The organism is Henriciella mobilis (genome assembly GCF_003576315.1).
GTDB lineage: Bacteria > Pseudomonadota > Alphaproteobacteria > Caulobacterales > Hyphomonadaceae > Henriciella > Henriciella mobilis.
Genome location: NZ_QWFZ01000020.1, coordinates 130,564 through 150,251, shown reverse-complemented (window position 1 = coordinate 150,251; position 19,688 = coordinate 130,564). Strand labels below are relative to the sequence as shown.

Genomic DNA, 19,688 nt, shown 5'->3' with positions numbered 1-19,688 from the left:
TCTTCGCGAAACTGCCCTTTTCGCTACAGGCTGCCTGTGCTTTATGGCCCGGGTGTTGCAGTGCGTCATTGGCCTTTACGTCGTGTCAGTGACTAGCCATATATACGACGGAACAAGCACCTAACCCCGCTGGAATGGAGGCGTTGCCGATGCTGCTCAATATGTTGAAAGCCAAGCTGCACTCTGGAACGGTGACGCAGTGCGACCTTCACTATGAAGGCTCTGTGTCCATCGACCAGGCCTTGCTTGATGCTTCGGGCATCCTTCCCAATGAGCGTGTCGATATCTGGAACGTCACCAATGGTGCCCGCATCCAGACCTATGCGATTGAAGCGCCGCGCGGCTCGCGCACGATTGGCGTGAATGGCGCAGCCGCCCGCCACTTCTCGGTCGGTGACAAGGTGATCATCGCTGCCTTCGCTTCGATCGAAGCCGACAAGGCCCGCCAGCATGCGCCGACAGTCGTGCTGCTCGACGATGAAAACGAGATGAAAGCGCCAAGCGCGGCCTACTAGGCCGTTTTGGATCCGTCCTTCAGCGAGTCTCTAATACTCGCCCGGCTCGTCGAACTCACCGGCGCCATCGCCTTCATATTCATATTCGTAGATCGTCTCTGTCGTCTCCGCTGAGGTGTCGATCCCGTTCAGCTCGGCCCAGCGCTGCATGGCGACGCAGGTCGACGGTTTCAGGAGCAGCTCGCTGGCCGCGGCGCTGAACTGGTCGCTCGTGGCCGCGGCCCATACACCAGCGGAGCTGTCGGCGGCGTTGAAGCCGAGTTCCGACAGGCCGCGCTCGATCCGCGTACAAAGCAGGCGGGCAAGGTCCGGCTCGGGAAAGTCGTTCAGGCTGGAAATCCGGTCGAACAGGTCCAGGCGGGAGAAGATATAATCATAGACCGTCAGCTCCTCGCCGATCTTGAAGGCGAGGATGTCCGCACCAACAACGCCGCGATAATCAGGCCATTCTTCATAGCCTTCCGGGTCGGGCTGGGTGGCGCTGGTAAAGACCGAGACGATCGGCGCGTCGAGATAGATCGCCCAGCCGCCCAGCATTTCCCGGTTGGATGTGTCGCGAATGTCTTTCGGGTCCGGCATGGCGGCATAGACCACCAGGATCGGCCGATCGGACCAGGATTTGATCGCCATCGTGCTCACCGTCTGCTCGGTGATCGAGCGGCCGAACAGGGTTGAGACCGAATTGTCGAGGAAATTCGAGGCTTCCATCATCGACGGCGCCGAGAAATAGGTGACCAGCGATGAGGCCGGCGCCAGCAGGCTCGCCGCATTGGTCAGCGAAGCCATGACATTGGCCGACGCGCCGGAGCTTTCACGCTCGTCCGACAGTTGCATGCGCAGTTTGGCGGTCAGCGTCGTGTTCGAGGAAATCTTGAAATAGGGCGTGGCATAGAGCGCCAGGCTCTGGTCTGTCGACCAGCTTTCGCCCTGTTCGCGATTGGAGGAAAACGAGGCTGAGAACAGCGCTTCGGTGGCCTTCACATCAGGCTTCTTGATCTCGAACTCGGCCAGCAGGGCGCGAGAGACTTCCTTTGAGCCCATCATGCGCGACAGCCAGCCGCGGCTTTCTTCCTTGTAGTTTCGCTGCGCAGGTGCCTCGGTATATTTGCCGGACGCGGTGCCCTCGATGTCGCGGGCTTGCGGATCGAGCGTGACGATCCGGATGCGCGTATAGAGATCTTCCAGCGGGATGCCCCAATTGGAATTGGCGGCGTCCTCATCGATCGCGATGTCGATGTAAGGCAGGAAGTCCTTGGTGACCTTGGAGCCAGACGCACCATAGCCTGCGGCCGGCGCGGGCAGGTCGGACGGGTCGAAATCGTCTGGTGTGGATCGCGGGCGCGAGGGGACGGGCGAGGGCGGCGCACCGGGATACGGGTACTCGCTGTAATATGGTTCGGGCTCGGCCTTGGTCTCTCCGCTTGTCGGCGTGGCTGGTTCGGTCTGTGTGGCGCAGGCTGCAAGCAGCAGCAATGACGCGGTCAACGCATGTTTCATCCCAATGTCCCCTTCCGGATATCCGCTCCCCGGAATGTGACACTAGTGAAAGGAAGGGCCGCTGGCGACCCCCCAAAAGGGCCGCCAGCAACAAATCGATCGTCGGTGGCGCGTTATTTGCGCAGTTCGAAAGTCACATTGACATCAACGGTGTAGCCCACTTCGCCCCCGGATATCTTGGTCGAGCTGTCGGCCTCGGCACGCATCGACATCATCGGCACGGGGCCGCCATAGTCACCGCCGCTTTCGGAGATGGTGACGATGCGCGCGACCCGGTAGCCGGTCGCATCGGCATAGAGCTGGGCGCGTTGCAGGGCCTTCTTCACCGCTTCACGGCGCGCCTCGTCGCGGGCTTCGGACGGGTCTTCCAGACCAAAATTGAGGCCGGAGATCGTGTTGCCGCCTTCCGCGACGATCGTGTCCATGGTGGTGCCAAGCATATCAAGGTCACGCACCTTGACCGTGACCTGGTTGCTGGCCGTATAGCCGGTCACCTTGGGCGGGCTGCCATCGCGATTGGAATAATCATAGCGCGGCTGCAGCGAGAGGTTGGAGGTCTGCATGTCGCGTTCGGCAATGCCGGCTTCACTGAGTGCGGCATAGACGCGGTTCATGCGTTCGGCATTCTGCGACATGGCGGCGGAGGCGGTATCGGCTTCAGTCTGCACGCCAAGGGTGATCGTCGCCATGTCCGGCGCGCGGGTGACCTCGCCGCTGGCCGAGATGGAGAGCGTGGTTTCCGGCTGGATGGAATTGGCGTGACTGGACGGGATCGGGGCCTCGCCCGGCACGGCCGGTCCGGCAGGCGCCGTCTGCGCGAGGCTCGTGCCGCATGCGACGAGCGCGCCGGCTGCGGCCAGCGCAAGGATCGGGCGGGCGGTGATGATCTGTTTCATGTATGCTGTTTCCTCTCTTCTGGGGACTTGCAGTCTCGATTCAATTGCGCCATTGCGGCACGAACGTGACAAGGACATGATACCTGTACGATATTTCGATTGGGGCCTGTAGCTCAGTTGGTTAGAGCGGACCGCTCATAACGGTCTGGTCGGGGGTTCAAGTCCCTCCGGGCCCACCATTCGCTGCCGGTCGAGCTTCAGCTCGAGGAATCGATCCGGTGGATCGATTCCATGCACGCGAATGACGTGGCAGCGTCTTCAGTCGACCCTCGCTTCGCTCGTCACGTGGATCGGGCTCAGGGCTGCATCGGCCGCCCCGCTACTCGCGCCCCATTTCCTTGCAATCATACATGGCCCAGCTCTGCACCCGGTCGTCATCGATCGTCGAGATCGTCGCGACCAGCGCCACACGGTTGGCGCCGTAGGTGATCTTCTGGGGATAGTCGTGATCCGGATTTTCGAATGTAATCGACAGGCCGGTGCGTTCCGTCTCGACAAACTCGGTCGGGGCAGCGCCGCGTGGCGAGGCGATATAGACTGCGCCGCCGGAGCGGTTCTCGATGCGCAGATCCTCGAAGAAGGTCACCTTGCCATTTTCGTCGCGATTGACGGCATAGCCGAATTTCAGCCCGCCCAGATCCTCCGACCAGACTTCGCGCTGGTCATAGCGCTCATGCGTCCAGCAGCCGGTCATCCAGTCGAGCGGGCTGGCATTGGCCTGCACGTCCAGACCGGTTTCCTGTGCGTGGGCGCCAGCGATGCCAAGGGTCAGCGAGGCAGCGAGCAGGGCAGTGAGTCTTGTCATGTCGGATCTCCGCTGGCGCCTATCGCCCAGTATCGAACTTGTCTTCCTTGCGTTCGCCGAAAAGCATCTGCTGCTCCAGCCGGCTGCGCAAGGCGCCGTAATAGGCTTCGAGGAAGGCGAGGTCATCTTCGCCGGTCTGCTTCTCCCGGCCGATCTTCTCGCGGATGCGTTCGGCGACGCGCGCCTTTATCTCGCGCGTGGACTGACGCAGCACGTCTTCCAGCACGTGCAGCTCATGGATGCCATAGGCGTCGAGCTCGGCCGGGGTGAAGGCGAAGGACGCCGCCGTGGAGAGCGGGGAGGCCGAGGTGATGTCCTTCTTGAGCTTGGTGCGCGGGGCATGGATGACGATCGTCCCGGCAATCAGGTCGCCGACACGTAGCTTGTCGCGGTTGAAAAGCGGGAAAAGAACGAACACCGCCGTCCAGGCAATGCCCAGCAGCCGGATCCAGGCGCTGACCTCATCCTCCACCGTCATCAGCAGCAGCGACAGCGGCAGAAAGACTTCCAGCTCCCGCATGAAGTTGCGCGCGAGCACGGCATTGGCGGTCAGCCGGCCGCCATTGCGCGCGGCGACGCGCAAGCCAAGTGCGCGCTTGCCCGGCGTTGCTGCCTTCCGGCCGATCTCGAAGAAGATGAAGTAGAAATTGCGCAGGAAAAAGACGACCACCGCCGAGAGCGATCCGGCGACACTCCAGCCGCGAAAGCCCATTGAGGAAAACATCCACGCGATCACGAAGACCGACACGATGATCAGGATGATCTGCAGCGTGAAGTCGAGCAGGAAGGCGCCAGCCCGCTCGGACGCTGTTGCGATCTTTAGGTTCAGGGCCGCACCTTCCGGCGTGACAAGCGCCCGTACGCGCTTGGCCTGGCGGGCATTCTCCTTCAGGCGCAACTCACGCCGGCGCAGCGCCTCGCGGCGGCTGTCGACAGCAGGGGCGGCAGAAGCCTTCGCCATCAGCGATCCTCCTCGCTGGCGCGCGGCCAGTAGAAATAGGTGAGCCAGAAAATCAGGCTGGTGACCGCGATGACATAGCGCGTCATGTCTGAATTGATCAGTTGCCGTCCGAAGCCTTCGAGCAGCGCAGCGATGAACAGCATCAGCACCGCCCCGATGATCACCAGCGCGGCGGAATTGCCTGCATCCCGCATAGACTGCATGCGGCTTTTCGTTCCCGGAAAGGCGACTGCGCCGCCAATCATGAAGCCCGCCGCGCCTGCCAGCACAATGGCGAACAGCTCTGTCACGCCATGGATGAACAGCCAGCCGGTGAGCTCGGCCGCGAGCCCCTTCTGCCAGAAGACGGCAAAGAAGCTGCCGAGATAGACGCCATTATAAATCAGCAGGATGGCGGTCGGGATGCCGAAGCAGAAGCCGAGCGCGAAAGCGAAGATCGCGATCCCGCTATTGTGCGAGAAAAGCTGGGCGGCGAATGCGCCGAGCATGTCGGCGATGTTGGTGTCTTCCGTATACAGCGTGTCGCGCAGCGAGTCATAGCTCGCATCCGGGTTGCGCGAGTCCCAGCCCTGATGGATCGTCCAGTACCATTCCATGTCCTGCAGGCAGAGGAAGAAGGCGACAAGGGCCCCGCCGAACAGGCAGAGCGCGGCCAGCAGCGTCGGCTTGATCGCGGCTGAGACGGAGGCTGGCCAGTCCCGCCGGAAATATTGCGCCATGCGGGCGCCGATGCTGGCGCGTGTCCCGTAGACGAAGAAGTAGGCGCGCGCGCACAGCGTCTCGAGATAGGCGAGCACGTTCTGGTCGAGCGAGATGGAGCGGGCGACCGAGAGGGAAGAAACCGCCTGGCGGTAGAGCCGGGGCAGGGCCGTCAGCTCCTCGTCGGAGAGCGCCTTCACGCCGCGTTTCTCTGCCCGTGTGACGATCAGGTCGAGCTTTGCCCAGTCGGATTCCCGTTCCTCGCGGAAGCGGTAGGATTTGATGACGCGATCGTTCACAGCAATTCCCTCCGCTTGATATCGAGATAGCGCGAGACGAGATCGGCACCGAAGTGCTCCGGGCTCGTCTCGATGATCTGGACGCCCATGCGCTGCAGCTTGCGGAACACGACCTCGCGCTCCTGCAGGAGCGTGTCTGCGATTACCGCGCGGCTGACATCCTCGGCCGAATGCGGCTCGGCGCGGATCATCCGCGCCAGGGCCTCATCCTCGAAGGTGGCAAAGAGGACGATATGCTTGTCGGTCAGGCGGCGGACATTCTCGAGCATCAGCTCGGCCGAGATGGTGTCGACGAAATCGGTGAACAGGATGACCAGTGAGCGCCGCTCCAGCCGCGAGGCGAGCGAGGTGAGGGCGAGGGTATAGTTTGCGTCCTCGACGGAATAGTCGAGCTGCGAGGCCAGCCGCTGGACATGCGGGAAGGCGCCCGTGCCGGTGAGCACATTGCTGGCGACGCCAGGCCGGGCATCGAAGCCGAATATGGCGGTGCGGTCACCTGAGCGCAGCGAGACATAGGCCAGCAGGAGGGCGGAATTGATCGCCCTGTCGAGCTTCGGCACCCCGCCCAGCGGCTCGCTCATCAGCCGGCCGGTATCGAAGGCGAAGACGATATTGTGGTTGCGCTCGGTGCGGAATTCCTTGGCGAGCAGCATGCGGTGGCGGGCCGAATGCTTCCAGTCGATGGACCGGCGGTCCATGCCGGCGGTGAATTCGCGCAGGCTGTCGAATTCCGATCCGTCGCCACGCTCGATCTGCATCTTGATGCCGAAATCTGCGTCGCGCTGGTAAAGACGCACGGCCTCTTCCTTGACCCAGCGCGTGTTCGGCGTGATCGGGATCTCGATTTCCAGCGTCTCGATCTTTCGGATGGCGACGAGGCCGAAAGGGCCGGTCCAGCGCGCCCAGAGTCGTTCCAGCCGCCCGGTCCCGCGCCGGATCGGTTTCAGCGTGAAGGCGCTTGTATGTGCGCCATTCTGCCAGCCTTTCAGGATCTTGCGCCGGGGCGAGGCGATCAGCGCATTCGTCTCAAGCTGCACCTCGACCGAGCGGGGCAGCGGCCCGCGCCGGAAGGCGAGGGTAATGTCTGCCGGGTCCTCGCCGGACATGTAAAGCAGAGCCGGTGCATCGACGCGGATCTCAGCTTCCGGCGCCCGCCCGGCGAGGATGAGGTCCGTGAACATCAGCGCCATCACTGCGATCACCCAGCCGCCGGACACGGCCCACAAGCCCGGTGCCCAGATGGCGATGTAAAGCAGCACGGGAACGCCTGCCAGCATCAGCCAGATGGAACGGAGGGTCGGGGCGATCATCTCGGGGCGGGCGTCTGGTCGATCAGGATTTCGAGGGTTTCGTCGGTGGTGCGCCCTTCGATCTCTGCGGCGGGGGAGAGAATGACGCGGTGGCGCAATGCCGGTGTGGCCAGCAGCTTCACATCGTCGGGAATGACATAATCCCGCCCGTCGAGTGCGGCGTGCGCCCGGGACGCTGCGGCCAGCGCGGAGGCGGCCCGCGGACTGGCGCCGGTTTCCAGTGCCGGAGTCTCACGGGTCGCACGGACGAGGTCGACGATATAGCCGACGACATCCTCATTGATCCGGATGCCCGACACCGCGTCGATGGCGCGCGCCAGCTCGTCGGCCCTCACCGCGGCGGTGACGCCAAACGCGGCGGGCGTCTTCATGCCGGTGCGGTTGCCGTGGCCGGTGACGATGGCGACTTCTTCCTCGCGGCTCGGATAGTCGAGGACGTGCTTGAACAGGAAGCGGTCAAGCTGGGCTTCGGGCAGCGGATAGGTGCCCTGCTGCTCGATCGGGTTCTGGGTGGCGATGACGGTAAAGCGGTCGTTCAGGCTGTGTGGCTTGCCGTCGATGGTGACCTTGCGCTCCTGCATCGCCTCGAGCAGGGCGGCCTGCGTCTTCGGCGGCGTGCGGTTGATCTCGTCGGCAAGCAGGATGTCGGTGAAGATCGGCCCCTTGGTGAGCGAGAACTCGTTTGTCTGGAAGTTGAAGAGGTTGGTGCCGATGACATCGCCTGGCATGAGGTCTGGCGTGAACTGGATGCGCCCGAAATCGAGATCAATGGCAGCCGCAAAGCATTGGGTCAGCAGCGTCTTGGCCGTGCCGGGCGGGCCTTCCAGCAGGATGTGGCCGGCCGAGAACAGCGCTGTCAGCATCAGGTCGACCGTGTCGCGCTGGCCGATCACCGCCTTGGCGACCTCGGTGCGGATCCGGCCCGCCAGGTCCTGAATCTCACTTGTTTCCATGTGTCATCTCCATTCGCCAGCGCCAGAGCGCGCGGGCCTTGTGTCTCAGATCATCGCGATTGTGAGCCGGTTCGGACAGCGCGCCGCCGATACGGCTCCAGTTATCGTCAAGGCCGGTCTGCTCACCCATCCGGTCGAGAAGGGCGGCGATTTCCGCCTCGCTCAGCGTTTTCGGCAGGCCGAGATCGCGGGCGAGCGCGCGCCGGGTCAGCGACAGGTAGCCAGGCGCCATACGCGCCTCACGGCGGGCCGAAGCGATAAGGTCGGCGGAATTGTCGGCCAGCGCCAGCTTGCCCGGCGGGAAGGCCGGCGCTTCGCGCTCCGGTGCCCCGAAGCGGATTGCGGCGGCCCAGCCGATGAGCAGCATGGTCGCCAGCGCGACCAAAGTCGCCCCGAGGAAGGGGATGTCGAGCAGCGTCTTCAGCAGGCTGCCGGAGCTTTCGAAGCCATGAATGGTCGCGTCGAAGACGACGTCCTGACGCCCGTTATCGAGATACGCAAACAGGCTGAGCCCCATCAGGGCGTTGTCGACCCGCGCCAGGCCGAAATTGTTCAAGAGGTCGGGGTCCGAAAGGACGTAGATGTCCCTGTCCGGCAGCTTTGAAAGGAGCTGGCCGCCCGGCACGCCGATGATCTCTTCCAGCGTGTCCGACTTGATGACCTGCATCTCGTGGTCGAAATCCGGCGTGAATGTCCCGAAGGGCGTGTCGACCGCGCCCGGATTACGCAGACGGTGAAGGCTGGCATCCTCCTCGACCAGGCCGAGCATCGCATCCACGGCGTCCTTGCTGGCAAGGCGCGTGTCGAGTTCGAAGGCCCGCCGGGCCGGATTGGCGAGGAAGCTCCATTTCGGCAGGACGATCAGCGCCGGTCCGGCAAGTTCATCGATCTCGAAGCCGCGCCCGTAGAGCGGCAGGGTCAGGACCATCAGCCGGCCGTCGCTATAGTGCAGAAGTTCGCTGCGACGTGAGACGGTCACTGCGCGCCCGTCGCTTTCAAGCATGTTGATCAGGCCGGCATATCCCGAGGCCGAGCGGGAATAGGGCGTCGCGCCGGGCCGGTCCTTGCGGGCAAGGTCCGGCGACCAGGCCATCAGCGCCATTACCGCCGCAAAGGACACGATGGCAATCGCGATCAGGATGATCACGAGGCGGGCGGAGAAGGGGTTGGTGGTCTCGGGCAGTCGTTCGCTGGCGGGGGTCATGCGGCAGCCCCTCCGAACGCGAAGGATTCATAGGATGAGCGCGCGCTCTGCCAGCCTGTCTGGTCGACCGGGCGGCCACCAAAGAAGCTGTTCTCGACAATGCGGATGATCGGCGACAGCGCCTCGCGCGTGCGTTGGGTGAGATCCGACAGGGAGCTGATCTCCCGCGCGGTCAGCGATTGCGGCACCCCGCCGGAGCGGCGCTCGCGCAAATCCTCGATAGAGCGGAAAAGCAGAAGGTGAACCGCTTCGGCAAAACGCCCCTCGGCGGCGAGCGCATCGGCCTCTTCCAGCAGGGTTGCTGCCCGTTTCGGGTCGGGGCGCTGGTCCTCGATGTCGGATACTTCAGGTCCGTCATCAGTCTTTTCGCGCCGGAAGCGCAGGCCAGCCACGTCGCCAAACATGTACCACAGCGCGTAGAGGATCGCCCCGGCAATCGCTGCGAAGAGAATCCACTGGAACAGCCAGCCGAAATTCCGGAAGATCATGGCAAAGAAATCGCCAATCCACTCGATGAAGGGGTTTCGCTGGCGTGGACGGGTCTCGACCGGTTCGGGCGTCCATTCGGGGCGCTCTGTCTGCAGGCGATCATTGGCGGTGTGAGCATCGACGAGGCGCTCAACCTGCTCGCGGTCTGGCGGGGCCTGGGTGTCCTGCGCGCTGGCGGCCGGCACAAGCATTGGCCCAAGAAGCATGACGCAGGCGACCAGCATCGTCCGGACAGCTTCTCGCACGCAGTCGCCTCCTCTCCTGTGGCAGTTCATCCTGCCACTCCACCCACAGATTACGACTATTTCAGAGCAGCGGCGCGGCGTCCATGGGGCTCTTGAGAAACTGTGCGCGAAACGCGATATGGCGCGCATGCCGTTGAAGGACCAAGAGATGGATCGCCAAGCCCGCTATGCAGAGCTGAAACTGGAAATTGAAAGCCTGGTGGCGGGCGAAACCTACACGCCCGCGCGCTACGCTTCCGCGGCCTGCCTGCTGGCGGAAGCCTTCCGGCCGCGCTTCTTCTGGACCGGCTTCTATGTGGTTGATCCGGACAAGCCCGAAGAGCTGGTCGTTGGCCCGTATCAGGGAACGCTTGGCTGCCTGCGTATTCCTTTCGGCAAGGGGGTCTGCGGGGCCTGCGCGGCGACGGGCGAAACACAGCTTGTCCCGGATGTTCACGCCTTTCCGGGCCACATCGCCTGCGACTCGCGCTCGAACTCCGAGATTGTCGTCCCAGTCTTCGACGCCGAAGGAAAGCTGGCAGCGGTGCTCGATGTCGACTCGACCGAGCATGATGCGTTCGATGCAGTCGACCAGGCTGGCCTTGAGGCGATCTGCAAGATCCTGCTGACGGTCTAACGTCCGGGCCCTGGTACAGCGGCGCATGGCTCGCCATACATGGCGCCCTGGTCAATGCAGAAGAATTCAGCGCCCGACAGGTCCTCGGGCTTGTCGCCCTCATTGTCGCCGACGAAGGCCACTACCTCGACGCCCGGATAGCCCTGAACGGCCAGCATGGACGGCACCAGCGCAAACCGGGCGGTCTTGTCGGACGGGCCGTCCGGGCGAGCGCGGGTCAGCAGGACACGGAAATCGTCATGTCGGGTGAGACCGACATCGAAGAGGTTCTCCTCGGTCCAGAGCTGTTCGCTGTCGGCGCGGTTGGTGACCAGCGCGACATGGCCGCCAAGCGCATTCACTTTCTCGATGAAGTCGATTACGCCGGGCACAGGCGGGGCTGACTTCTCCGCCGTCCAGGCGTGCCAGCTTTCGGGTGTATATGTGTCACCCGTCGTTTCGAGGCGCACCTGGTATTCGACATTGTTCAGAACCGTCTCATCGACATCGAGAATGACCGCCCAGCTTTTTGGCTCACGCGCGGCGGCGACGGCTTCGACATAGGCTCCCGCTTCGGCATAGACAGCTTCGGCCTCCTCTGCCCAGCCTGGCGAATTGGCGACCCAGTCAACGCCGGGGCTAAGCGCTGGCGCGGGCGGCGTGGTCGTGCAGGCGGCGAGTGCCGCGGCGAAGGCAAGGCAGGAAAGAGCAATTCGCATGGCCTGAATCCTCAATGGGGTGGGCGAGAAATCTAGATGGGCTGGGCCTGGCCGGACAGGTCGCGGTTCCAGCCGATCTGTTCGATGAATGCCGACATCTCGGTCGTGAACCAGTGCAGCGTGTCGACGAAGTTCTCGCGGGTGACGCCGCCCTTCATGTTGACGCTGAACTCGACGAAGGGGTCGCCGTCCTCGTCGAGATAGGCTTTCGAATAGCGGTCATGGTTCCAGTCGCCGATAATGTCGGGCAGCTGGGCGGTCTCGAAGTCGAAGCCAGACGAGAAGCTGATGACCTCACAGCCGGTAAAGTCGGCGGTGCAGGCCTGGAAATACAGCCAGAAGCTGGTGCCATCATATTCGGACTCGATCTCGATCGCGCCACTGGCCAGCGTCTTCAGCTCGGCCTTGAAGCCTTCATTGCGCAGGATGCGGGCGATCAGCTCGGGGTCCGTTGCATCGACGACCTGCGGTGCGCTTTCCTCGCCCGCCTCAGGCATGGCTGCGAACTGGGCAGTGGCAGGCAGGCTGGTCACAGGGGCCGTGAGGGCCAGCGCCGCCAGCGCGATAAGGCGTGTCTTCATGCAAATCCTCATGAGACGGATATGCTGCTACGCGGCCGCGCGGACCGCAAGCCTTCAACTGGTCAAGGCTTTCGTCTCGATCAGGTCCTGATGCTTGAGGCCGGCCTCGCGATGGCGGTGTGCCTCCTGGTAGCGCGGATCGCGCATCATGGTCAGCATGTGCTGGCGAGAGGGATAGCGCACCACCAGCACCCGGTCCCAGTCCTCGTCACCGCCAATCAGGAAGCGCTGAACCGACCCGGCATAGACAATCGACAGCCCGATCTTCGGGTCGCTGGTCAGCGCTTCGAGGCCTTTTCCGTAGCGATTGTAGGCCTCTTCGCCGGAGATGGCCTCACCATGTTCCGGGTCGCTTTCCTTGTATTGGGCCTTGTCGTGGAATTTCAGCAGGTTGATCATGAAGATCGGCTGGCCGTCATCCTCGGCTTTGGCGAAGGCGCTCATCTGGTCTGTGGTGGGCTGCAGGGCTGGCATATGTGTTTCCTCCGGGTGTTCCCTAGAGATTTAACCAGGCCGGCCTGTCACACAACCTCGTCCCAGTCGCGGCTGAGCCGGTTGGCGGCGTTGATAATGCCGACCATGGAATAGGTCTGCGGGAAATTCCCCCACAGCTCACCATTCGATGTGTCGATATCCTCCGACAAGAGGCCCAGCCGCGTGCGGTGGGCGAGCACATCCTCGAACATGGCGCGCGCCTCATCGATCTTGCCGATCCGCGCCAGCGCGTCGATGTGCCAGAAGGTGCAGGCAGTAAAGGCGGTTTTCGGAAGGCCGAAATCGTCTTCGACCCGGTAGCGGTAGACGTGATACCCGTCGCGCAGTTCTTCATCGATCCGCTCGACCGTTTTCACGAAACGCGGGTCCTTCGCGTCGATGAATCCAATCTCGGCCATCAGGAGCACGGACGCATCGAGCGCGTCCTCGCCGAAAGCGCCGGTAAAGGCCTGCCGCTTTTCGCTCCAGGCCAGCTTGAGCACGCCTTCGCGGATTTCGTTGGCGCAATCGGTCCAGTAGGCCGCGCGCTTGTCGAGGCCGAGATGCGTGGCGATCCGGGCAAGCCGGTCGCAGGCCGCCCAGCACATGATGGCCGATGAGGTGTGGACATGCGCAAAGCCGCGAAACTCCCAGATGCCGGCATCCGGCGTGTTCCAGACAGCATAGGCGCGCTCGCCGACGCCTTCGAAGTGCGCAAATTCCAGCGCGCCGGCCTTTGCGTAGAGGCGGTCGTCGAAGAAAGCCTGGCTCGCGCCGAGGATGACGTGTCCGTAAACGTCATGTTGGATGTGCTCGGCGGCCTGGTTGCCGAAGCGAACGGGTCCCATTCCGCGATAGCCGGGCAGGGCGCCGGCAATGTTCTCCGTCAGGTCGTGCTCGAGCGCGATGCCGTAGACGGGCTGGATATGCCCGCCGCGCGTATGGGCGACGGTGTTCCTCAGATAGGCGAGATAGTGTTCCAGCGTGCCGACCGCCGAGAGCCGGTTGAGGGCGGTCACGGTAAAATAGGCGTCGCGTAGCCAGCAGAAGCGGTAGTCCCAGTTGCGCTCCGAATCGGCATGCTCGGGGATGCTGGTTGTCAGGGCTGCGACAATGCCGCCGGTCTCCTCATAGACGCACAGCTTCAGCGTGATCGCGGCCCGGATGACCGCATCCTGCCAGTCCGGCGGGGTGGCGAGGCGCCGAGACCAGCTCATCCAGTGATCGGCTGTGCGCTCCAGCCATTCCAGCGCAATGACGCCGACCCGGTCTGACAGGCTTTCATCCGGGCCGAGCACGAAGCTCACTTCCCGGTCCAGCACGAAATCTCGCCCGTCCATGACATAGGAGACGGGCGCATCCGTGGTAACGCGGAAGCCGGCAGTCTCATCGAGAAAGGCGATGTGATTGACGCCGCGCCGGGTGACCATGTTGTACTCGCCGCGCTGGCTCTGTGCGAAGAGTTCAACCCGGATCCGCGGCATGCCTTTCAGCGGGGTGATCCGGCGCACCATGGACGCCGGACGGAACATGCGGCCCTTGTCCATGAAGCGCGGGCAATAGTCCGTGACGCGAACCGAGGAGCCATCATCGGCTTCAAGTACAGTTTCGATCACCGCTGTATTGCGTTGATAGGTCTGGGTACTTTTGACGTGACCCTGCAGGGAGACGGCGAACTGACCACGCCCGCCAAGCAGCTTGTTGAACACCGGTTCGCCGTCGATCCGCGGAAGGCAGAGCCAGACAATGTTCGCATCCTCGTCGACGAGTCCTGCGACGGTGCCGTTTCCGATGATGCCGAGTTCGAGATTGCTCATCGCTTCCCCTGTTCGATCAGCCAGTTCGTTACATCCTGCGGGTCATCGACCCGATAGCCAGCCGCGGTCTCACCGCTGCCGACCTTTATCGACTGGCCGCCCAGCCTGTTGACGACCTTGAAAGCGTCCTCATCGGTCGTGTCGTCGCCGACCATGATGGCGGTGCGGTCAAGGAAGGGCGCGTGCGAAAGCATCACCTCCACAGCCTTGCCCTTATTGGCATTGGCGGGCTTTGCCTCGATCACCATCTTCCCGGCCTGGACCTTGTAATCCGGATTGTCTGCCAGCGTGTCTTCAAGCCGGGCAATCAGCATCGGGCCTAGGTCCGGTGCCTGACGGTAGTGGACCGCAAGGACCGGACCCTTGTGTTCGATCCGCACACCATCGAGGCCATGAACGATCATTTCGACAGCATTGATGATGGCCCGCGGCGCTGCGGTTGGCATGGCCGGTGGCGCCTCGTCGGGGCCGCAGATATCGAGGCCGTGGCCGCCGGCCCGCCAGTAAGCCAGCGGTACGCGGGCCGAGAGGTCACGAATGTCCCGGCCGCTGATAATGGCGATGGCGTCGCCGAGCAGCGGTTCCAGCGCAGCGAGCGCTTGGCGCGTTTTCGCCGGCAGGATCACCGTGTCCGGATCGTCCTGGATGGGCGCAAGCGTGCCATCGAAATCGAGGAAGAGCGCGTGGCGCTCATCCAGGCGCGGCAGGGCGGAAAGGTCAGTTGTCATCAAGTCAGGTCTGTCGAGAGGTCATCCAGGAATTTGTGTCGCCACCATTCGATATCCTGCGCCATCACAATGTCGCGCAGTTTTTCCCATCTGGCCTGGCGTTCCTCCAGCGTCATTTCGAGGGCGTGATAGATGGTCTCCGCCACCTTGTATGTGTCGTGCGGGTTTACGATCAGGGCGTCCGTCAGCTGTTCGGCGGCGCCGGCAAATTCCGACAGGACCAGCACGCCCGGGTCATCGGGGTCCTGCGCCATCACGAATTCCTTGGCGACCAGGTTCATGCCGTCGCGAAGCGGGGTGACCAGGCAGACGCGGGCGATGCGATAAAGGCCGGCCAGTTCGCGTCGGTCATAGGACCGCGCGAGGTAGCGCAACGGGATCCAGTCGAGGTCGCCGTAGTCGCCATTGATGCGCCCGGCCAGCCCGTCGAGCTGTGTGCGCAGGTCCCGATATTCCTCGACCTTGGAGCGCGAGGGCGGGGCGATCTGCGTCACCGAGACCCGTCCGCGCGTGGAGGGGAAATGGTCGAACAGCTTGCCGACCGCCTCGAAGCGCTGCGGCAGGCCCTTCGAATAGTCCATCCGGTCAACACCGAGCACGAGATTGCGGCCGCCCAGGAACCGGCCAATGCGGGTCGCGGCGGTCCCGGCGCGCGGGCTGGTGGCCGCTTCGGCAAAGCCTTTGGCGTCTATCCCGATTGGATAGGCATTGGCACGGATGCGGCGTCCGAACACGCCGATCCAGCCTTCGCCTTCGTCGACCGCATCGTAATTCTCGAGAAGATAGCGCACGAAATTCGATCGGTCGGTCTTCGACTGGAACCCAAGGACGCTGAATTCACACATGGCGCGGGCAATGCGTTCATGCTCGGGCAGGGCGCGGAAGACTTCCGGCGAGGGGAAGGGGATGTGCAGGAAAAAGCCGATCGGGCCGGTCCAGCCGCTGCGGCGCAGGAAATCGCCCATCAGCAGGAAATGATAGTCGTGCACCCAGACCGAGTCGCCCTCCTTGAGGCGTGGGGCGACGAGTTCGGCGATGCGTTCGTTCACATCGGCATAGACATCGAAGTCCTTGGACGAGAAGTGCGCCAGGTCCACCCGGTAGTGGAAGACCGGCCAGATCACGCGGTTGGCATATTGTAGGTAAAACCCATCATGCTCGGCTTCGGTGAAGTCGGTGGTGACGAATTCCACGCCTTCATCGGAGAAGACCTGCGGCTCGCCAACCTCGTCCTCGACAATGTTGCCGGACCAGCCGAACCAGATTCCGCCCGTGCTTCTCAGCGATTCCCACACGGCGACGGCCAGCCCGCCAGCGCGCGCACTGGCATCGGCGGCGGTCCGGTTCGATATTGCGATCAGTCTTCCCATGACGGCTCCTTGCTTCGCTGAACCATCTACGTCGATTCCTCAGCTGCAAGCTTAGTGTGCTGCTGGGCGCTGAAAAAACAAGCATTGGCCCAAAAAGCCGTCACTCGCTCCAGTCGCCGCGATCAAGGTTTCAGGTGCCGGTTCAGGAAGGCCATGCGGGTCTTCATCAGATGGGTCTGCAGGGCCTGACCGCGAATGCCGTGGCGCTGGCCGGGATAGGTCATCAGGTCGAACATCAGCCCCTTTTCCTGCATCGCCGCCATCAGCCGAGTCATGTTGTCGAAGGTGACATTGTCATCGGCCATGCCGTGCATCAGTAGCGTTGGCGGCAGCGCGCCCTCAAGCCGGTCGAGGTGGTAGAAAACCGATGATTTTTCATAGCCCTCGGGATTGTCCTGGGGCGTGTCCATATAGCGCTCAGTGTAGAAGGTGTCATAGAGCGACCAGTCGGTCACGGGTGCGCCAGCGGCGGCGGCCGCGAAGGTGCCTTCCGGCGACTGCAGGATGGTCATGAGCGTCATGTAGCCGCCATAGGACCAGCCCTGGATGGCGATCCTGTCGGCATCGACGAAGGGCTGTGCTTTCAGCCAGTCGACGCCAGCGCGCTGGTCGCGCACTTCCGGCCCGCCGGTCTGGCGGTAGATGACATCCTCAAAGCGCTTGCCGCGGTTCGCCATGCCGCGATTGTCGAGCCGGAAGACGATGTAACCCTGACGTGTAAGGTACTGATCGGAGAGACTTTCCCAGTCCCGGTCGACCGTCTGCACGTGCGGCCCGCCATAGACATCGATGATGACCGGATAGGTTTTTGACGGATCAAAGTCCGCCGGTTTCAGGATGGAGTAATGCAAAGTCTGGCCATCTTCGGCCTCCAGCGTACCGAATTCCGGCACGGCATGGGTATCCAGATAGGGCGCATAAGGATGGCTCTCATCGAGCGCATTCTCCTCGATCCAGCCGATCAGCGCGCCGTCAGCGCTGTAAAGTCCCGTCTGTGGCGGCTGAGTGGGAGAGGAGGACGTCCCGACAAAGGATTTGCCGTCCGGCGCCATGGTGACGGACCAGGACTTGCCAGCTTCGGTGATGCGCACCGGCGGCGGACAGTCGACCTGCGCGCGGGCAGACATAGGCGTCAGATCGGTGCAATTGCTGTCGGGGAGGCGGCCAGTGTCGCGGCTGTTTTCCAGCTCCTCATCCGTCCACGGAAGGCGAATACGATAGAGGTGCTGCTCCAGCGGCGTGTCGGCATAACCGGTGAAATAGACCATGCGGGTTTCGCGATCGATGGCTTTCAGGCTGTCGATGGCCCAGTTTCCGCCCGTAATGGGAACAAGGTCATCGGACTCGCTGCCAAAGCGCGACAGGGCGAGATGACGGTAGCCACTCTGTTCGGTTGAAAGGACGATGCCCTCATCAACGGTGCAGAAATCCTTCGAGAGGTTGACCCATTTTTCCTGTCTTTCCCTGAGCGGTGACCAGACGCGCCATGGCTTGCCGTCGGTGCGGTGATAGGTGATCTCCGTCTGGTCGCGGTTCACCGTCTGGAACCACAGGCTGCGGCCCGCCCAGTTGACGCGCGCCAGGTAAGTGTCCGGACCGACGCCATAGATGTTGCTCACCTCGCCAGTTTTCATGTTCCGGACCATGAGATTGACAAGCGCGTTCGGCCGGCCGGCGCGTGGATAGCGTTGGTCGATGACTGTGGTCTGCTCGGCAGCGATGTCGAAACGCTCGACAATGTCGACCTTGCTTTCATCGACGCGGGTATAGGCGATGTGGCGCTCGTCCGGGCTCCACCAATAGCCGGTGTATCGGCTCATCTCTTCCTGGGCGACGAATTCGGAGACGCCATAGGCGATGGCCTTGTCCGGCTCGGCGTCGGGGCTGATCTGGCGCTCTTCGCCGGTCGCCAGATCGATGACGAACAGGGCGCCATCGCGGATGAAGGAGACGAAATTTCCCTTCGGTGAAACCCGGGCATCATATTCAAAGGCGTCGGTGTCGATCAGCTGGCGGACCGAATGGCCATCCTCGCCCAGTGAGACGAGATAGAGATCGCCGCCAAGCGGCACCAGGATCGTGTCTGCTGTTCCCCACGCATAATCGACAATGCCCTTGCGGCCAGCGATCCGCTTGCGTTCGCGCAAGGCTTTCTCTTCTTCCGATAATTCGCCCTCGTCCGGCACGAGTACGGAGGAGTCTACCAGCATGGACTGTTCGCCAGTCTCGACGTCGAACTGCCAGAGATCGTAGCGGCTGCCATCGTCCTCACGCGCCTTGAGAAAGGTCACGCGCCTGCCGTCCGGGGAGTACTTTACGCCCGTCGCCGATGGGCCGGAAAGGGAAGGAGAGGCGTAAAGCCGCTCGATGGTGAGTTCGGCTCGATTGGTCACTTGGGCAGTCTCCCTGTCGCGCGCCTGAGCAGACACACAGCCGGCGCTTCCCGCAACCAGGGCAGTGAGAACCAGCAGAGTCGAAATGCGCCGTTTCATTTGGAAACCCGTAGAGGCCGAGCGCCGGCCGATCAAGCGCCCCATTCCGGTCATTCAATGGGCTTGGCTGCCTGCTCTGGAATGAAGGGCAGGTTGACTTGCCTGCCGCCTTCGATAAAAAGGCAAGTGAACAATCACTCACAAAGAATCGGGAATAGCCATGCTCAACTATATGAAATCCGCCGCTGCGGTCGCCGTGCTCATCACGCTGGGGGGATGCAGCGCCTATCTCCAGTCCAGCTCCGGGACCGATTACCTCGCCCGTTATGACCGGCTGGGCTATGACGCCGCCCCTGTGGCTGGCGGTCAGGATGCTGCGGATGTCGATGCCGATGTCCGGCGGATTGCCAGCGCTGAGCCGCGCCTGGAGTTTCCTGCACGCATCGGCCTTGCCCGGGTCGGGCGTTTCGGGCTCACCGCGATTCCCGGCGATGAAGCCCTGATCTGGCAGGCGGCGCTTGAAGATATTGGCGATAGCTTTGGCGAGTTTGTGCCCGTTAGCCCGCTGATCGCTTCCATGGTGTCTTCGCCGGCGCCTGAAGGCACGGACCGGGCAGGTGCCATCATTGCCGATATCCGCCGGGGCGCGGCCCGCCAGCATCTCGATTATGTGCTGATCTATGAAGTCGGCTCGTCATCGTGGGAGAAATCGAACGCCGTCTCTCTGGCGGACCTGACTATTGTCGGCATGTTCGTAATCCCGACCCGCAGTATCGATGTCGAGGCGTCTGCCAGCGGCCTGCTCGTCGATGTGCGCAATGGCTATCCCTATGCAACGCTGACCGGGCATGCGGAAAAGTCCGGTATCAGCCGGGCGGTCTCCAGCATTTCCACGGCGCGCGACTTTGTCGATACGGCCGAGGAACGCGCCGTGGCCGAGCTTGCAAGCGACGTCGCCGAGGCGCTGGAAGGGCTGAAGCAAAGGAGCCTTGAACTGGCCGCCGAATGACAGAATTCAAGAGCAGAGCCGCTCTGAGCCCTGACTTGCCGGCCTTTCCGATGGGCTCGCGACTCCTGCCGGAGCGCTGAGGCAGCACAC

Annotated in this window: 19 protein-coding genes and 1 tRNA gene; 4 read left to right on the top strand and 16 right to left on the bottom strand. The window is 62.9% G+C overall.

All coding sequences use genetic code 11. The annotated features are described in order from the left end of the window. The first annotated feature begins 149 nt into the window (after window positions 1-149). Entirely contained in the window at window positions 150-515 is a 366-nt protein-coding gene (panD, locus tag D1227_RS11645) for an aspartate 1-decarboxylase (protein WP_119375261.1), read from the top strand. Window positions 516-545: 30 nt separating this feature from the next. On the opposite strand, the gene D1227_RS11640 is transcribed toward panD, so the two are convergent. Both D1227_RS11640 and D1227_RS11635 read right to left on the bottom strand, forming a co-directional pair. After that, the gene (locus D1227_RS11640) at window positions 546-2,012 is read right to left on the bottom strand and encodes a hypothetical protein (protein ID WP_119404793.1); all 1,467 of its coding nucleotides are present in this window, start codon (window positions 2,010-2,012) and stop codon (window positions 546-548) included. 113 nt (window positions 2,013-2,125) lie between these two features. Next, complete coding sequence (locus tag D1227_RS11635) at window positions 2,126-2,908, bottom strand: SIMPL domain-containing protein (protein WP_119404792.1); 783 nt, start codon at window positions 2,906-2,908, stop codon at window positions 2,126-2,128. A 102-nt stretch (window positions 2,909-3,010) separates the two neighbouring features. Here D1227_RS11635 and D1227_RS11630 point away from each other — a divergent pair. Further along, window positions 3,011-3,087, top strand: a tRNA-Ile gene (locus D1227_RS11630). Window positions 3,088-3,227: 140 nt separating this feature from the next. Here the strand turns inward: D1227_RS11630 and D1227_RS11625 are convergent. Genes D1227_RS11625 through D1227_RS11595 form a run of 7 tightly spaced genes read right to left on the bottom strand, consistent with a single transcriptional unit; the run spans window position 3,228 to window position 9,873 of the window. Next, window positions 3,228-3,713, bottom strand: a complete 486-nt coding sequence (locus tag D1227_RS11625) for a DUF6265 family protein (RefSeq protein ID WP_119404791.1) — start codon at window positions 3,711-3,713, stop codon at window positions 3,228-3,230. 19 nt (window positions 3,714-3,732) lie between these two features. Further along, window positions 3,733-4,674 carry an RDD family protein gene (locus D1227_RS11620; RefSeq protein WP_119404790.1) on the bottom strand — a complete coding sequence of 314 codons (942 nt, stop codon included), beginning with the start codon at window positions 4,672-4,674 and terminating at the stop codon, window positions 3,733-3,735. Beyond that, window positions 4,674-5,672, bottom strand: a complete 999-nt coding sequence (locus D1227_RS11615; protein WP_119404789.1) for a stage II sporulation protein M — start codon at window positions 5,670-5,672, stop codon at window positions 4,674-4,676. Before D1227_RS11615 ends, D1227_RS11620 begins: the two co-directional genes overlap by 1 nt. Further along, window positions 5,669-6,982 (bottom strand): DUF58 domain-containing protein, encoded by a 1,314-nt coding sequence (locus D1227_RS11610; RefSeq protein ID WP_119404788.1) that lies wholly within the window; start codon window positions 6,980-6,982, stop codon window positions 5,669-5,671. Before D1227_RS11610 ends, D1227_RS11615 begins: the two co-directional genes overlap by 4 nt. Continuing rightward, window positions 6,979-7,935: an AAA family ATPase gene (locus D1227_RS11605; protein ID WP_119404787.1), complete on the bottom strand. Its 957-nt coding sequence runs from the start codon at window positions 7,933-7,935 to the stop codon at window positions 6,979-6,981. The genes D1227_RS11610 and D1227_RS11605 overlap by 4 nt, the downstream gene beginning before the upstream one ends. Further along, entirely contained in the window at window positions 7,922-9,139 is a 1,218-nt protein-coding gene (locus tag D1227_RS11600; protein WP_119404786.1) for a DUF4350 domain-containing protein, read from the bottom strand. Before D1227_RS11600 ends, D1227_RS11605 begins: the two co-directional genes overlap by 14 nt. Then, window positions 9,136-9,873: a hypothetical protein gene (locus tag D1227_RS11595; RefSeq protein WP_147373301.1), complete on the bottom strand. Its 738-nt coding sequence runs from the start codon at window positions 9,871-9,873 to the stop codon at window positions 9,136-9,138. Before D1227_RS11595 ends, D1227_RS11600 begins: the two co-directional genes overlap by 4 nt. 148 nt (window positions 9,874-10,021) lie before the next feature. On the opposite strand from D1227_RS11595, the gene D1227_RS11590 reads away from it, so the two are divergent. Then, window positions 10,022-10,489: a GAF domain-containing protein gene (locus D1227_RS11590; protein ID WP_119404931.1), complete on the top strand. Its 468-nt coding sequence runs from the start codon at window positions 10,022-10,024 to the stop codon at window positions 10,487-10,489. On the opposite strand, the gene D1227_RS11585 is transcribed toward D1227_RS11590, so the two are convergent. The 7 genes from D1227_RS11585 to D1227_RS11555 all read right to left on the bottom strand — a co-directional run bounded on the left by D1227_RS11585 (window position 10,486) and on the right by D1227_RS11555 (window position 18,550). Continuing rightward, window positions 10,486-11,187: an HAD family acid phosphatase gene (locus D1227_RS11585; RefSeq protein ID WP_119404784.1), complete on the bottom strand. Its 702-nt coding sequence runs from the start codon at window positions 11,185-11,187 to the stop codon at window positions 10,486-10,488. The two genes, D1227_RS11590 and D1227_RS11585, sit on opposite strands and share 4 nt — an antisense overlap. 32 nt (window positions 11,188-11,219) lie before the next feature. Next, window positions 11,220-11,768 (bottom strand): YbjN domain-containing protein, encoded by a 549-nt coding sequence (locus tag D1227_RS11580; protein ID WP_158586636.1) that lies wholly within the window; start codon window positions 11,766-11,768, stop codon window positions 11,220-11,222. A gap of 54 nt (window positions 11,769-11,822) precedes the next feature. Beyond that, entirely contained in the window at window positions 11,823-12,242 is a 420-nt protein-coding gene (locus tag D1227_RS11575) for a DUF1330 domain-containing protein (RefSeq protein WP_119374953.1), read from the bottom strand. A gap of 47 nt (window positions 12,243-12,289) precedes the next feature. Further along, window positions 12,290-14,059: a glycoside hydrolase family 15 protein gene (locus D1227_RS11570; RefSeq protein ID WP_119374954.1), complete on the bottom strand. Its 1,770-nt coding sequence runs from the start codon at window positions 14,057-14,059 to the stop codon at window positions 12,290-12,292. Then, a complete protein-coding gene (otsB, locus tag D1227_RS11565) occupies window positions 14,056-14,787 on the bottom strand; it encodes a trehalose-phosphatase (protein ID WP_119404783.1) in 732 nt (243 codons plus the stop codon). The genes D1227_RS11570 and otsB overlap by 4 nt, the downstream gene beginning before the upstream one ends. Further along, window positions 14,787-16,157 carry an alpha,alpha-trehalose-phosphate synthase (UDP-forming) gene (locus D1227_RS11560; RefSeq protein WP_119374956.1) on the bottom strand — a complete coding sequence of 457 codons (1,371 nt, stop codon included), beginning with the start codon at window positions 16,155-16,157 and terminating at the stop codon, window positions 14,787-14,789. Before D1227_RS11560 ends, otsB begins: the two co-directional genes overlap by 1 nt. Before the next feature lie 122 nt (window positions 16,158-16,279). Further along, on the bottom strand, window positions 16,280-18,550 hold the full coding sequence (locus tag D1227_RS11555; RefSeq protein ID WP_233350169.1) for a S9 family peptidase: 2,271 nt from the start codon (window positions 18,548-18,550) through the stop codon (window positions 16,280-16,282). Window positions 18,551-18,809: 259 nt separating this feature from the next. Between D1227_RS11555 and D1227_RS11550 the strand changes: the two genes are divergently transcribed. Then, entirely contained in the window at window positions 18,810-19,598 is a 789-nt protein-coding gene (locus D1227_RS11550) for a hypothetical protein (protein WP_119404782.1), read from the top strand. Window positions 19,599-19,688: the final 90 nt, after the last annotated feature.

What these genes read in the sequence shown, in the direction of transcription:
- D1227_RS11605 (WP_119404787.1), bottom strand. Translation starts at nt 7,935, where the DNA reads ATGGAAACAAGTGAGATTCAGGACCTGGCGGGCCGGATCCGCACCGAG.
- D1227_RS11625 (WP_119404791.1), bottom strand. Translation starts at nt 3,713, where the DNA reads ATGACAAGACTCACTGCCCTGCTCGCTGCCTCGCTGACCCTTGGCATC.
- D1227_RS11550 (WP_119404782.1), top strand. Translation starts at nt 18,810, where the DNA reads ATGCTCAACTATATGAAATCCGCCGCTGCGGTCGCCGTGCTCATCACG.
- D1227_RS11610 (WP_119404788.1), bottom strand. Translation starts at nt 6,982, where the DNA reads ATGATCGCCCCGACCCTCCGTTCCATCTGGCTGATGCTGGCAGGCGTT.
- D1227_RS11590 (WP_119404931.1), top strand. Translation starts at nt 10,022, where the DNA reads ATGGATCGCCAAGCCCGCTATGCAGAGCTGAAACTGGAAATTGAAAGC.
- D1227_RS11600 (WP_119404786.1), bottom strand. Translation starts at nt 9,139, where the DNA reads ATGACCCCCGCCAGCGAACGACTGCCCGAGACCACCAACCCCTTCTCC.
- D1227_RS11570 (WP_119374954.1), bottom strand. Translation starts at nt 14,059, where the DNA reads ATGAGCAATCTCGAACTCGGCATCATCGGAAACGGCACCGTCGCAGGA.
- D1227_RS11620 (WP_119404790.1), bottom strand. Translation starts at nt 4,674, where the DNA reads ATGGCGAAGGCTTCTGCCGCCCCTGCTGTCGACAGCCGCCGCGAGGCG.
- D1227_RS11560 (WP_119374956.1), bottom strand. Translation starts at nt 16,157, where the DNA reads ATGGGAAGACTGATCGCAATATCGAACCGGACCGCCGCCGATGCCAGT.
- D1227_RS11580 (WP_158586636.1), bottom strand. Translation starts at nt 11,768, where the DNA reads ATGAAGACACGCCTTATCGCGCTGGCGGCGCTGGCCCTCACGGCCCCT.
- otsB (WP_119404783.1), bottom strand. Translation starts at nt 14,787, where the DNA reads ATGACAACTGACCTTTCCGCCCTGCCGCGCCTGGATGAGCGCCACGCG.
- D1227_RS11635 (WP_119404792.1), bottom strand. Translation starts at nt 2,908, where the DNA reads ATGAAACAGATCATCACCGCCCGCCCGATCCTTGCGCTGGCCGCAGCC.
- D1227_RS11585 (WP_119404784.1), bottom strand. Translation starts at nt 11,187, where the DNA reads ATGCGAATTGCTCTTTCCTGCCTTGCCTTCGCCGCGGCACTCGCCGCC.
- panD (WP_119375261.1), top strand. Translation starts at nt 150, where the DNA reads ATGCTGCTCAATATGTTGAAAGCCAAGCTGCACTCTGGAACGGTGACG.
- D1227_RS11575 (WP_119374953.1), bottom strand. Translation starts at nt 12,242, where the DNA reads ATGCCAGCCCTGCAGCCCACCACAGACCAGATGAGCGCCTTCGCCAAA.
- D1227_RS11640 (WP_119404793.1), bottom strand. Translation starts at nt 2,012, where the DNA reads ATGAAACATGCGTTGACCGCGTCATTGCTGCTGCTTGCAGCCTGCGCC.